At 69.5% G+C, this 12,771-nt stretch carries 11 protein-coding genes; 6 read left to right on the top strand and 5 right to left on the bottom strand.

Annotated elements, in window-relative coordinates; genetic code table 11:
* Positions 1-80: 80 nt before the first annotated feature.
* From AB0395_RS00640 to AB0395_RS00615, 6 genes are all read left to right on the top strand, one after another.
* Positions 81-1,235 carry a SpoIIE family protein phosphatase gene (locus AB0395_RS00640; RefSeq protein ID WP_366275674.1) on the top strand — a complete coding sequence of 385 codons (1,155 nt, stop codon included), beginning with the start codon at positions 81-83 and terminating at the stop codon, positions 1,233-1,235.
* Complete coding sequence (locus AB0395_RS00635) at positions 1,232-2,815, top strand: ATP-binding protein (RefSeq protein WP_366275673.1); 1,584 nt, start codon at positions 1,232-1,234, stop codon at positions 2,813-2,815. Before AB0395_RS00640 ends, AB0395_RS00635 begins: the two co-directional genes overlap by 4 nt.
* Positions 2,808-3,257 carry a response regulator gene (locus tag AB0395_RS00630; RefSeq protein WP_366275672.1) on the top strand — a complete coding sequence of 150 codons (450 nt, stop codon included), beginning with the start codon at positions 2,808-2,810 and terminating at the stop codon, positions 3,255-3,257. Before AB0395_RS00635 ends, AB0395_RS00630 begins: the two co-directional genes overlap by 8 nt.
* Before the next feature lie 290 nt (positions 3,258-3,547).
* Positions 3,548-4,333: a hypothetical protein gene (locus tag AB0395_RS00625; RefSeq protein WP_366275671.1), complete on the top strand. Its 786-nt coding sequence runs from the start codon at positions 3,548-3,550 to the stop codon at positions 4,331-4,333.
* A gap of 9 nt (positions 4,334-4,342) precedes the next feature.
* Positions 4,343-6,238 carry a fumarate reductase/succinate dehydrogenase flavoprotein subunit gene (locus AB0395_RS00620; protein ID WP_366275669.1) on the top strand — a complete coding sequence of 632 codons (1,896 nt, stop codon included), beginning with the start codon at positions 4,343-4,345 and terminating at the stop codon, positions 6,236-6,238.
* Positions 6,239-6,240: 2 nt separating this feature from the next.
* Positions 6,241-7,002, top strand: coding sequence for a succinate dehydrogenase/fumarate reductase iron-sulfur subunit (locus AB0395_RS00615; RefSeq protein ID WP_366275667.1), 762 nt, complete (start codon positions 6,241-6,243; stop codon positions 7,000-7,002).
* Positions 7,003-7,206: 204 nt separating this feature from the next.
* Here AB0395_RS00615 and AB0395_RS00610 read toward each other — a convergent pair whose 3' ends face one another.
* The 5 genes from AB0395_RS00610 to AB0395_RS00590 form a co-directional block, all read right to left on the bottom strand.
* Positions 7,207-8,961, bottom strand: a complete 1,755-nt coding sequence (locus AB0395_RS00610) for a hypothetical protein (protein ID WP_366275665.1) — start codon at positions 8,959-8,961, stop codon at positions 7,207-7,209.
* Positions 8,962-9,043: 82 nt separating this feature from the next.
* A complete protein-coding gene (locus AB0395_RS00605; RefSeq protein ID WP_366275663.1) occupies positions 9,044-9,388 on the bottom strand; it encodes a hypothetical protein in 345 nt (114 codons plus the stop codon).
* 1,231 nt (positions 9,389-10,619) lie between these two features.
* Positions 10,620-11,012 (bottom strand): (deoxy)nucleoside triphosphate pyrophosphohydrolase, encoded by a 393-nt coding sequence (locus AB0395_RS00600; protein ID WP_366275661.1) that lies wholly within the window; start codon positions 11,010-11,012, stop codon positions 10,620-10,622.
* A 13-nt stretch (positions 11,013-11,025) separates the two neighbouring features.
* On the bottom strand, positions 11,026-12,114 hold the full coding sequence (locus AB0395_RS00595; RefSeq protein ID WP_366275660.1) for a bifunctional lytic transglycosylase/C40 family peptidase: 1,089 nt from the start codon (positions 12,112-12,114) through the stop codon (positions 11,026-11,028).
* Positions 12,111-12,770, bottom strand: coding sequence for a hypothetical protein (locus tag AB0395_RS00590; protein WP_366275658.1), 660 nt, complete (start codon positions 12,768-12,770; stop codon positions 12,111-12,113). Before AB0395_RS00590 ends, AB0395_RS00595 begins: the two co-directional genes overlap by 4 nt.
* Position 12,771 lies beyond the last annotated feature (1 nt).

Raw genomic sequence — 12,771 nt, 5'->3', positions numbered from 1 at the left:
ATCATCGTCCCATAGGTCCGGATGCCGCACTATTCTGCATACCGTTAAGTAGGTTCCCCGATTCCCCCTAAGAGGCGTCAGTGACCGCCCCTCCCAATGAAACGCTCACGCTCCTGCTCATCGAGGACGACGCGGGCGATGCCTTTCTCGTGGAGGAGCTGCTCTCGCAGGCGGACAACCCGCCGAAGATCATCTGGGTGCGCAGTCTCCAGGAGAGCCGCGAGCGGCTGAATGACGACGTGCAGTGCGTGCTCGTCGATCTCTCCCTGCCCGACGCGCACGGCTTGGAGGCGCTTGAGCAGGTGCTGTCGATGGCGCCGCACGCCGCCGTGCTCGTGCTGACCGGGCTGAACGACACCCACGTCGGCACGGAGGCCGTGGCGGCGGGCGCGCAGGACTTCCTGGTCAAGCAGGACGTGGAGGCCCGGCTGCTGGCGCGGGCGATCCGCTACGCGATGGAGCGCAAGCGCGCCGACCTGGCCCAGCGCAGGCTGGTCGAGGCCGAGCTGCTCACCAAGGAGAACTCCCGCCTCGAACGCGGCCTGCTGCCCGTCCCCCTGCTGGACCCCGGAGAGCTGGAGCACGACGCCCGCTATCTGCCGGGGCGCAGACGGGCCCTGCTCGCCGGCGACTTCTGGGACACCGTGCAGAGCCCCGACGGCGCCGTGCACGTGGTGGTCGGCGACGTGTGCGGGCACGGCCCCGACGAGGCCGCGCTGGGGGTCGCGCTCCGGATCGCGTGGCGGGCTCTCGTGCTGGCCGGGCACACCGGCAACGAGCTGCTGGGCGTCCTGGACTCGGTGCTCCGCCTGGAGCGGAAGTCGGCGGAGATCTTCACGACCCTGTGCATCGTCACGATCGACCCGGCCCTCGACCACGCGCGGATGCACGTGGTCGGCCACCCTCCGCCGCTGCTGATCCGCGACGGCGTGATCGGCGTGGTGCCGGGCACCCCCTCCGGACCGCCCCTGGGCATCTTCCAGGGCGTGAGCTGGTCGGAGATCGAGGTCACGCTGGGCGAGGACTGGTCGCTGCTGCTCTACACCGACGGCCTGATCGAGGCGACCGTCGGCGGAGGACCCGACCTGCTCGGCACCGAGGGGCTGCTCGCCCTGGTGCACGAGCACGACGGGATCCACCTCGACCGGCTGATCGAGCGGGTGATCGAGCTCAACGGCGACTCGCTCAGCGACGACCTGGCCACCGTGCTCATCTCACGAGGAAACGGCCGATGAGCGGGCGGACGGGGATCCGGCCGCTGCCGACCCCCGCCCCGGCGACGGGCTTCGGCAAGCTGCGGGTCGGGCAGTGGTTCCTGCTCACCGGGGCGATCGTCGCCCTGCTGTTCACGATCGCCGCCGCCTTCACGGTCTCCTCGATCGAGGAGACCAGGGTGGCCAGGATAGCCGTGGTCGACGTCGTGGACCCCGCCGCGCTGCGCACCCTGGACGTGGCCAGCGCGCTGGCCACGCAGGAGGGCTCGGTCAGGGCCTACGGCAGGACCAACGAGGCGGCGTCCCTGCAGGCCTACCGCGACGCGGTCGTCACAGAGGCCAAGGCCATGGCCACGCTCGAGGGCCTGGTGCCCAGGATGCCGCAGACGCGGGCGGTCGGCACGGAGATCGCCCGGCTGAAGGCCGCGGGGCAGGCGTGGCGGCGCGACTACGCGGAGAAGGTCATCTCCGACGTCCCCGCCCTCAGGACCGAGGCCGCCTCGCGGAACGCCCCCGTCAACGCCGAGCGGTTCGCCGAGATACGCAACGCGCTCGCCGTTCTGCAGGACCATCTCAACCAGCTGCACACCGAGGGCAGTTACCGCCTGGACCAGGGCTGGCGCACCCTGTACGTCGCGCTCGGCGGGGTGGTCCTGGCCCTGCTCCTGGCCATGATCGGCGCCGCGCTCATCGTGCGCTTCGCCGTACTCCGCCCGCTGGCCGAGCTCAACGGGCAGGTTCGCGCGGTCGCCCAGGGCGACTTCGAGCACAAGCTGAAGGTGGAGCACCCGTCGGAGCTGGCCGAGCTGTCCAGCCATGTGAACTCCATGCGCCGCCGCATCATCGCCGAGTGGCACAGGGTCGAGGAGACGCAGAACAAGCTCGAGGAGCAGGCGGCGGAGCTGCGGCGCTCGAACGGCGAGCTTGAGCAGTTCGCCTACGTGGCCAGCCACGACCTGCAGGAGCCCCTGCGCAAGGTGGCCAGCTTCACCCAGATGCTGGACCAGCGCTACGGCGACCAGCTCGACGACAGGGCCAAGCAGTACATCGCCTTCGCGGTCGACGGCGCCAAGCGCATGCAGCTCCTGATCAACGACCTGCTCGACTTCTCCCGCGTGGGCAGGACGGGCGGAGAGCCGGCCCCGGTCGACGCCAACGTGCCGCTGCGGACCGCGCTGGACAACCTCGCCGCGCCGATCGAGGAGTCCGGCGCGACGGTGACCTCCGACGAGCTGCCCACGGTGCGCGGCAACCGGCCGCAGCTCACCCAGCTCTTCCAGAACCTCATCGGCAACGCGGTCAAGTTCCGGTCGCAGGAGCCCCCGGAGATCCACATCGGGGTACGGCGCGACGGGGACGTGTGGGAGTTCTCCTGCTCCGACAACGGGATAGGCATCGAGAGCAAATACACTGACCGGATCTTCCTGATCTTCCAGCGCCTGCACGGGCGGGACGTCTACGCGGGCACCGGCATCGGCCTGGCGTTGTGCAAGAAGATCGTCGAGTATCACGGCGGACGCATCTGGGTGGAGAGCGAAGCGCCCGACAAACCAGGAACGACCTTCCGCTGGACCCTTCCCATTGGAGAGACGGATGAATGACCTGCGCTGGATCGACGTGCTCCTGGTCGAGGACGACCCGGGCGACGTCCTGCTGACGCGGGAGGCGTTCGAGATGAACAAGGTCAGGAACAAGCTGCACGTCGTCAACGACGGCGAGCAGGCCATGGCCTTCCTCCGCAAGGAGGGCGAGTACGCCGACGTGCCCCGTCCCGACCTGATCCTGCTGGACCTCAACCTGCCCCGTAAGGACGGCAGGGAGGTGCTCCAGGACATCAAGGGGGACGAGAGGCTCCGTGGCATCCCGGTGGTCGTGCTGACGACGTCCGAGTCGGAGGAGGACATCCTGCGCAGCTACAACCTGCACGCCAACGCCTACGTCTCGAAGCCCGTCGACTTCGACCAGTTCATCAGCGTGGTCCGCAGGATCGACGACTTCTTCGTCACCGTGGTCAAGCTGCCCAATCCGGACCAGCACTACTGACAGGGGCGGCTCGCCGGGCCCGTGACCGAAGATCTCCACAAAGGCCTCTCCAGCTCGCAGAACATGGCAGACCCTTACCCCCCGCCTGACCAACGTGACAGGAATCACACCGGCCCGGTGAAAATGTGAGTGACGCTTCTCACATGAGCGGGTAGCAGCGTCGTAACGTATCCCCACCAATAAGCGCGCGCACGGTGAGTCCGGCGCGACCGCGGCCCGGCGCGCGGGACAACTGAAACGACCCGGACCCCTTTGGCGAGCGGGGTCCGTGGGAGGTGGAGAGGTCTCCGATGACCCAGACAACGGCCGAAAGCCCGGCCAGAAGACAGCGCGCGCAGATCAAGGAGCGCACGCTGCGAACCGACCAGTGGTGGCGTTATCCGCTGGTCACCTTCATCATCTTCACAGCGTTCCTCGTCTACGCCACGTGGGCGATCTTTGATACGAGCTACTTCGCGTCGCCGTACATCGCACCGTTCTCCTCCCCGTGCCTGGCGACGAGTTGCCCCGAGGGGGCGCGCCTGTTCGGCTTCGCGCCGTTCGGCGACTGGTACACCCTGCCGCCGGGACTGCTGATCCTGGGCCTGCCCGCGGGCTTCCGCTTCACCTGTTACTACTACCGCAAGGCCTACTACCGCGGCTTCTGGCTCTCGCCGCCCGCGTGCGCCGTCAACGAGCCGCACAGCAAGTACACCGGTGAGTCCCGCTTCCCGCTGATCCTGCAGAACGTCCACCGCTACTTCTTCTACACGGCGATCGTGATCGGCCTGATCCTCGCCTGGGACGCGGTGCTCGCCCTCGTCGAGAAGCCGGTCGGGCTCGGGACGCTGATCCTGGTGGTCAACGCCGTGTTCATCAACCTGTACACGCTGTCGTGCCACTCCTGCCGCCACATCACCGCCGGGCGCCTGAACCACTTCTCCAAGCACCCGATCCGGTACCGGGCCTGGGGCTTCGTCTCCAAGCTCAACGCCAAACACCAGCAGCTCGCGCTCATCTCGATGTTCACGGTCATGGGAGCCGACCTCTACGTGCGGCTGGTCGCCAAGGGCATCGTCAACTTCCCGTTCGCATAAGGATCACCTGTGGAAATCGAGCGTCACGAATACGACGTCGTCGTCATCGGCGCTGGCGGGGCGGGACTGCGGGCGGCCATCGAGGCCCGCCAGCAGGGCAAGCGCACCGCGATCGTCTGCAAGTCGCTGTTCGGCAAGGCGCACACCGTCATGGCGGAGGGCGGCGCCGCCGCCGCCATGGGCAACGTCAACAGCGACGACAACTGGATGGTGCACTTCCGAGACACCATGCGGGGCGGCAAGTTCCTCAACAACTGGCGCATGGCCGAGCTGCACGCCAAGGAGGCTCCCGACCGGGTCTGGGAGCTTGAGGCGTGGGGCGCGCTGTTCGACCGCACCAAGGACGGCAAGATCAGCCAGCGTAACTTCGGCGGGCACGAGTACCCCAGGCTCGCCCACGTCGGCGACCGCACCGGTCTCGAGCTGATCCGCACCCTGCAGCAGCGCGTGGTCGCGCTCCAGCAGGAGGACGAGAAGCTGCACGGCGACGCCGAGGCGTACATCAAGGTCTTCCAGGAATGCACGGTGACCCGCCTGCTGAAGGACGACGACGGCGCGATCTCCGGGGCCTTCGGCTACTGGCGGGAGAACGGCAAGTTCATCCTCTTCGACGCCCCCGCGGTCGTGCTGGCCACCGGCGGCATCGGCAAGTCCTACGTGGTGACCTCCAACTCGTGGGAGTACACCGGGGACGGCCACGCGCTGGCGCTGCTGGCCGGGGCGAAGCTGATCAACATGGAGTTCATCCAGTTCCACCCGACCGGGATGGTCTGGCCGCCCTCGGTTCGCGGCATCCTCGTCACCGAGTCGGTCCGCGGTGACGGCGGGGTGCTGCGCAACTCCGAGGGCAAGCGCTTCATGTTCGACTACATCCCCGAGGTGTTCAAGGACAAGTACGCGACCACCGAGGAGGAGGGCGACCGCTGGTACACCGACCAGGCGAACAACCGCCGTCCTCCGGAGCTGCTGCCCCGTGACGAGGTCGCCAGGGCCATCAACTCCGAGGTGAAGGCCGGACGCGGATCGCCCCAGGGCGGGGTCTTCCTCGACGTCTCCAGCCGGCTGCCCGCCGCCGAGATCATCAAGCGGCTGCCGTCGATGCATCACCAGTTCAAGGAGCTGGCCGACGTCGACATCACCGCCGAGCCCATGCAGGTCGGCCCGACCTGCCACTACATCATGGGCGGCGTCGAGGTCGACGCCGACACCGGGGCCGCGAGCGTCCCCGGCCTGTTCGCCGCGGGCGAGGTCTCCGGCGGCATGCACGGCTCGAACAGGCTCGGCGGCAACTCGCTGTCCGACCTGCTGGTGTTCGGCCGCCGCGCGGGCGCGGGAGCGGCCGACTACGTGAACGGTCTCGCCTCCCGGCCGCAGGTTTCCGAGGACTCGGTGGCCGCGGCGAAGGCGGAGGCCCTGGCCCCGCTGGAGCGCGCCGGGGAGAACCCGTACGAGGTTCACCAGGAGCTGCAGCGGACGATGAACGAGCTCGTCGGCATCATCCGCAAGTCGGAGGAGGTCGCCGAGGCGCTGGAGGCCGTGGGCAAGCTCAAGGAGCGGGCCCAGGGGGTCGGCGCGACCGGCAGCCGGATCTACAACCCCGGCTGGCATCTCTGCCTGGATCTGCGCAACATGCTCCTGGTCTCCGAGTGCGTGGCCAAGGCGGCACTGATCCGCCAGGAGAGCCGCGGCGGCCACACCCGTGACGACTTCCCGGCCATGTCGGCCGAGTGGCGCCGCAAGCTCCTGGTGTGCGGCCTGTCCTCGGACGGCTCGGGCGTGGATGTCGTGGAGAAGGCGCAGACGTCCATGCGCGACGACCTGATCACGCTGTTCGACCGGGCCGAGCTGAAGAAGTACATCACCGAGGAAGAGCTGGCCGACTTCGACGCGTTGGTCAAGGAGTAACCATGAGTTACAAGGCGAAGTTCCGCGTGTGGCGGGGCGAGGGCGGCGAGGGCAAGCTTGAGGACTTCACCGTCGAGGTGAACGAGGGCGAGGTCGTCCTCGACATCATCCACAGGCTCCAGGCCACCCAGGCCCCCGACCTCGCGGTCCGCTGGAACTGCAAGGCCGGAAAGTGCGGCTCGTGTTCCATGGAGATCAACGGCAAGCCGAAGCTCGGCTGCATGACCCGGATGTCCACCTTCACGGAGGACGAGACGATCACGGTGACGCCCATGCGGACGTTCCCGGTGATCAAGGACCTGGTCACCGACGTGTCCTTCAACTACCAGAAGGCACGGGAGATCCCGTCCTTCACCCCTCCGGCGGACGTGCAGCCGGGTGAGTACCGCATGCAGCAGATCGACGTCGAGCGGTCCCAGGAGTTCCGCAAGTGCATCGAGTGCTTCATGTGCAACAACGTCTGCCACGTGATCCGTGACCACGAGGAGAACAAGACCAACTTCGCCGGTCCGCGTTTCCTGATGCGGATCGCCGAGCTGGACATGCACCCCTACGACGTGGCCGACCGCAAGGACGCCGCGCAGGAGGAGCACGGCCTCGGCTTCTGCAACATCACCAAGTGTTGCACCGAGGTCTGCCCCGAGCACATCAAGATCACCGACAACGCGCTGATCCCGATGAAGGAACGGGTCGTCGACCGCAGGTACGACCCGCTGGTCTGGCTGGGCAACAAGATCTTCAAGAGGTCCGCCTCGAAGAGCTGACACTCACACCCCGGCGCCGGTCACGTCCCCACGTGGCCGGCGCCTTCGTGTACGCGAAAGGCGCGTCTTGGGCGCACAGGTCATCCGGGGTGCGTGGCCAGGCGGACGTGCGGGTCATCCTGGTGCGCGGTCAGGTGGGTCGGGGACACGGGCTCATACGCGGGGCGTTCCCGACGCCCCGCGCGACGACCACTGGAACGGCGGTTACTTGGGACGTCGGAACAGCCCGCGCTTCTTCTTGCCTTCCTGGCCGGGAAGGGGATAGACCGCCGTACCGGTGTGTTCGTCGGCGGAGGCGGGCTTCGACGGCTTGGTGTCGGGAAGCGGTTCGAGGCCGAAGGGACGGCGGCCCTGCGGCGGCTCCTGCGGTGTCTGCGGAGCTTGTGGGGCCTCGGGAGGGGCGGACTTCGACCGCTTCTTAGGCTTGGTGCCGGGAAGCGGCTCAAGGCCGAAGGGACGGCGGGCCTGCGGCGGCTCCTGCGGGAACGGCGTCCCGGGGAACTCACCAGGCCCCTGCGACATCGGACCACCGGGGAACTGCCCCGGCCCCTGTGACTGCGGGCCGCCGGGGAACTGCCCCGGCCCCTGCGGGAACGGGCCGCCGAGGGGCCCGGGCCCCTCGGAGCCCTCGATCATGGAGCGGTCGTGGGGCCATCCCTGCCCTTCGGGGAAGGACTCGCCCGTGTTCCCGGCGGAGCGCGGCGGCTCCTGCGGGAAGGGCGCCCCGGGAAACTCTCCAGGCCCCTGCGGCACCGGACCGCCGGGGAACTCCTCGGACCTCTGCGGCGGCACCGGACCGCCGGGGAAGTCGCCGGGACCGTGCGGGAACGCCCCCTCTGGGTGCTGCGAGGCGCCCTGACCGGGGAACGGGGACCGCTCGTGCCCCGCGGGGCCGTACGGCTGCCGCTCCTGGTCGGCGAGGGGCGCGTCGTGCCGCTGGTCGCCGTAACCGGTGGGCTGCTCGTGCCCGGGCGCGGGCATGTAGACCGTCGGCTGGTCGTAGGACTGGGGCTGCTGCTCCGGCGCGTAGCCCTCGGGGTAGGTCGGGGCGTAGCCCTCGGGATGGGTCGGGGCGTACATGTGCATGGGAACGAAGCTGATGATCGGCGCGTAAGCCGTGCCGCCCTGGTGGACGATGGTCGGGAAGCCCGGCGCGGGCGTGTACACGGCACCGGCGGGGTAGCCCGGCGGGTTGTGGCCCGCGGAGCGAGGACCGGCCCTGCGGACGGCGGAGGCGTGGGCCATGCGGCGCAGCCTGCCTTCGAAGATCAGCACGGCGAACAGCACCAGCAGCACCAGGATCAGCGCCGGAATGCCGAGCTGCTGGCTCAGCTGGGAGGCGTCGAACTCGGAGCCCGCGTTGCGGATCTCGTAGGGCACCGCGGCGGGCCCGTTGTCCTCGAACGTCGCGCCTCCGGTCGGCTCAACCGAGGCGCTGGGAACGGGGGTCGGCGTCTGCTGGGTCTGCTCGGTGCCGGGGAACACCGGCTCCTGCTCGGTCGCCGTCGGCGTGGGCGTCGCCTCGGGGAGCGGGACGATGGGCTCGGAGGACGGCGGCTGGATCGGCGGCACGGGGACCGTGGTCGGCACCGGGGCCGTGGTCGCCTGCGGGGCCGTCGTCTTCGGCGGCTTCGGCTTGGGTGACTTGGTCTTCGGCGGCACGGTGACCGTGGTGGTCACCGTTTTCTGCGGCACCGGAGAGGCCGGGGGAGGGGCCGGGTCGCCGGGGTCGCTGGTGACCGTGACGGTGACGACCGGTGTTGGCTCCTCCTCGCACGGCCCTGCGGGATCGACGTCACACCCGGGGACCTCGGAGGGGTTCGCGGCGAGCACCCGGGCTGCGGCCGCGTCGGCCGGTGCCGGTTCGGCGAACGGCGCCGCGGCGAGTAGCGCCCCAGCACACAACCCCACCGACATGAGAACGGCGGAGATGGCTGCCGCACGCCGTGATCGCGTCACAGGTGCCCTCCGTGGATTCCCTATACAAGCCAAGTCAAGTCAAGGAAATACTAGTCGGGTAAAAGTAACAACAAGCTCGGTTTCACAACACCTGCCGAGTTCTGCGCCGCCGGTGAATTCGTCCCTGTAGCCACAGCAGACCGAGCAGGCCGCCGACCGCTCCCCCCACCAAGGGAAGCCCCCGCGCTCCTGTCAAGGACGGACTCCACAGGGCCACCGGCTCGATCTCCTGGCCAGGGCCGTCCAGGTCGCGGGGCAGCGGCGCGCCCATCGGCCGGGAGTCCGCCATGATCGAGGCGGGCGAGGAGACGAGGGGCGTCGGCGCCGCCAGTGGCATCCGCAGGTTGGGGTCGTTCCAGAGCTCGGGAATCTGTCCGGATTCGGCCAACCCGGCCGAGGCGGGAGGCCCAAACGTGTCAGGAGACACGGCCGCCTCCCGCCGTCCGGTGCGCGGAGCCGGGTGACGAGGCCCCGCCCGCCGCGTGAGCGGCTTGAGCGACATGAACGGCCGGGGTGCGGGGCGCGCGGCCGCCGTCGGCTCCCCGATCCAGCCCTGCTGCGGAACATCCGCCGCCTGGGGTGCCGGACCCCTCACGCAGGGCACCGGTCCGGGCTCCCCATCCGGCGCCTCCGGTACGGCATGCGCCTCCGGCTCCCCCACCACTCCCAACTCCCCCGGAACATCCGGAACCTGAGACACGACATGCGCCTCGGGCTCCCCCACGACGCCCGGTTCCTCCGGGACACCCGGTGTGGCGGGCACAGACGGCACCGCAGGCGTGGAGGAGGCAAACGGTGCCACGAGGACACCCGGCACAGCCGGTGCGGAGGAAGGGACGAAAGGAACCGAGGGGGCGAACGGCACGGACAGCGGCGGGAGGGCGGATGGTCGAGCCGGTGCCGAGGGGGCGGGCTGCCGTACCCGGACCTGCGGGACGACGGCCGCGCCCACCGCTCCGGACCCACCGGCAGCCCCGCTGCCCACCGCCTCGGTTCTGGGAAGCGGCGCGGAGGTGCTGGGAAGCGGCGCGGGGGTGCGCGGAACCGCCACGGAGGCACCCGCAACCACCGCCTCGGCATCGAGAACCGGCGTGGGAGTGTCGTGTGACGCCGCGGAGGTGCCGGAGGCCGCCTCGGACACGGGAGAGCGCACGCCCGGAGGCACCGGGAACACTCCCGGCGCGGGATGGGGCATCGCGGGATCCGCCCATCGTCCCGCCCCCGGAAGTCCCCCTTCCTCAGTGACCTCTTCCCCCGCGAACCCGACTCCCCCAGACCCGGCTTCCCCCGCCAACCCAACTCCCGCAGACCCGGCTTCCCTCGCGAACCCGGCTTCCCCGGCGAACCCTGCCCGTTCTCCCCCGGCCCAGGCCCCGCCCGGGACTCCGTTCGCGACAGCTCCGCTCTCGGTGAAGCCGACTCCGGCGGCCGGTGGGGCGAGCCTGACCGCCCCCACGGCGTCCGGCGGCGACGGGGCGGGCTCGGCCGCCTCAATCGCGTAGACCGCCGTCCCTCCGCCCAGAACGAGCGTCCCCGCCCCCATCGCCGACATGACTCGGGCACGCCGCCACCATCCGGTCACCGCATTTCTCCGATCCCCCGATACGGACACGCGACAACAACACGTCCAGTGCTTTTATGTCACACCCTGTAGCCGATCAACCCCCGTCAAGCTGACCTTGCACGGCTCGCACGATCGGCAGATCCGCCGGGAGCCACTCGACGTCGTACAGTTCGTGCCTGGCCAGCCAGCGCAGGTCCAGGTGCTCCTTGGCCTCCGGCTCCCCCTCCACGATCTCCGCCAGCCAGACCCTGAGCACGTAGCCGCCCGCCAGCGGCCAGTCTCCGCCGACCTGCTCCCCCGCCTCGACCAGGACGCCGAGCTCCTCCTGGCACTCCCTGATCAGCGCGGTGCGATCGTCCTCCCCGGGGTCGACCTTTCCCCCGGGGAACTCCCATCCACCGGCGAGCTCTGGAGGGTCGGCGCGCTGGGCGGCGAGCAACCTACCGCTGCCGTCGACGATCGCGGCTCCCACAACGACCTTGTCCATGAGCCCGATTGTGTCAGCCCTGCTCCTTCAATTTGAGTTGCTCAAGAATCTGGGGATTCTGCAATGGGCGGGTGAAACCGACGATGCCGGTCCGGTCCTTGTAGGAGGTGACCTTGATCGGCCCGCACAGACGGCATCTGGCCTCGACCATGTTGCCCGGTGAGACCACCATGCCCACGTGGCCGGGACGGTCGATCCCGGTGCCGGGACCGGCGTTGAAGAAGACCAGGTCGCCTGCCTGCTCCTGCCCCTCGGGCACCCGGATCCCGAAGGGCCACTGCCCGAAGGTCGTGCGCGGGATGGTCAGGCCGACGCTCCGGTAGGCCATGTAGATGATCCCGGAGCAGTCGAAGGCGTCGGGTCCCGTGCCGCCCCACAGGTACGGCTTGCCGCGCTGCGCCAGGGCGTACTCCAGGATCCCGGACACCGTACCGGAGGGCGCCGCCTCCAGCAGGGGCTCGTCGCAGGCCGGCTCCGCCTGCGGCGGCAGGCTGACCGCTCCGTCCTTGGCGTACCTCTGGGCGATCTCCATGACCTGGTCGACGTACCACCAGGCCCGGTTGTAGACGAACAGCGACCTGCGCACGTTCTCGGGAGCGCCGTTGCGCTTGAGCATCTTCGCCGCGCCGAGGATGGCGTCCGCCGGGTTGTAAATGTCCGCCCAGCCGTCGCCGTCGCCGTCCGAGGCGTAGCCGCTGAACGTCGACGGAATCTTGATCTTGGCCTTGCCGCCCCAGGTGCTGATCAGGAACTGCATCGGCCCCGCGGCCCCCGCGTAGTTGGTGCCGCTGCTGACCCCCGGCAGCTTCGAGCGCCCGTGGTCGGTCTCCCGCTTGCCGACCCCGGCGAGCACGTTCCACTGCACGCCGATCTTCTTCGCGCTCTCGCGGTACTGCTTGAGGTACTCCGGCGGGATGTCCGAGGTCGCGCTCTCCGACTGGTCGGCCGCGAGCTGGGCGTTGTCGTCGCAGTCGGGCAGGGTCCCGCCAGAGAACGAGGGGAAGGAGCCGACCATCAGCATCGGCGCCATGCTCAGCGTGAACAGGCACAGTCCCACGACGGCCACGATCAGCGCGAGATAGACCTTCCTGTTGCCCGTCATCCCACCCTGCCGGTCTGCGAGGACTGGTCGTCTCCGTCCTGCCCCGAGTCGGCGGGCTGCAGGTCGTGGACCCGCCAGTCGGCGCCGACCTCGATCAGCGTCACGGCGTAGTCCTCGGTCCGCTCCTTGGCCCCGCTCTTGGCCGTGACGTTCTGGGTCCCGGTGACCACGAAGATCACCGACGACTTCTCGATCTGCCTGATCTCCTTCACCTTCGCCGTCCCGACGGAGACCACCTGGTCGGACGTGTTCGCCGCGATCGTGCCCGGCGAGGTGATGGTGCGCAGCAGCACCTCGGCGAACTCGGCCGTGGTGTATCCCTTGAGGCGGTCACCGTAGGCGGCGGGCTGCTCGTCGTAGCTGAAGGTGCCGTACTCGGCGGTGAACCGCTGGGCGTAGTCGGCCGCGGCGGCCAGTTCCTGCTTGGTCATCGGCAGGTAGGAGTAGACGTCGAAGGGCGCGTTGCTGGCCGTCGCCGCAGGGCGTGGGGGCTCGGTGTCCCCCTGCGCCCCGCGCACCGTACGGCTCGCCCCAACCGGCTCGGCGGCGGGCTCCTGCCCGCCGCCTGAGCTGGGCCACATGGTCAGGTAGATCCCGACCAGGGCGAGCATCACGACCAGCACCGCGAAGACGACGCCCCGCCGGTTGCCTTCCATC

The sequence above is a fragment of the Streptosporangium sp. NPDC051023 genome (assembly GCF_040689595.1).
Classification (GTDB): Bacteria; Actinomycetota; Actinomycetes; order Streptosporangiales; family Streptosporangiaceae; genus Streptosporangium.
Note: the sequence above shows the minus strand (reverse complement) of the source record. Positions and strands in the feature narration are given on the sequence as shown.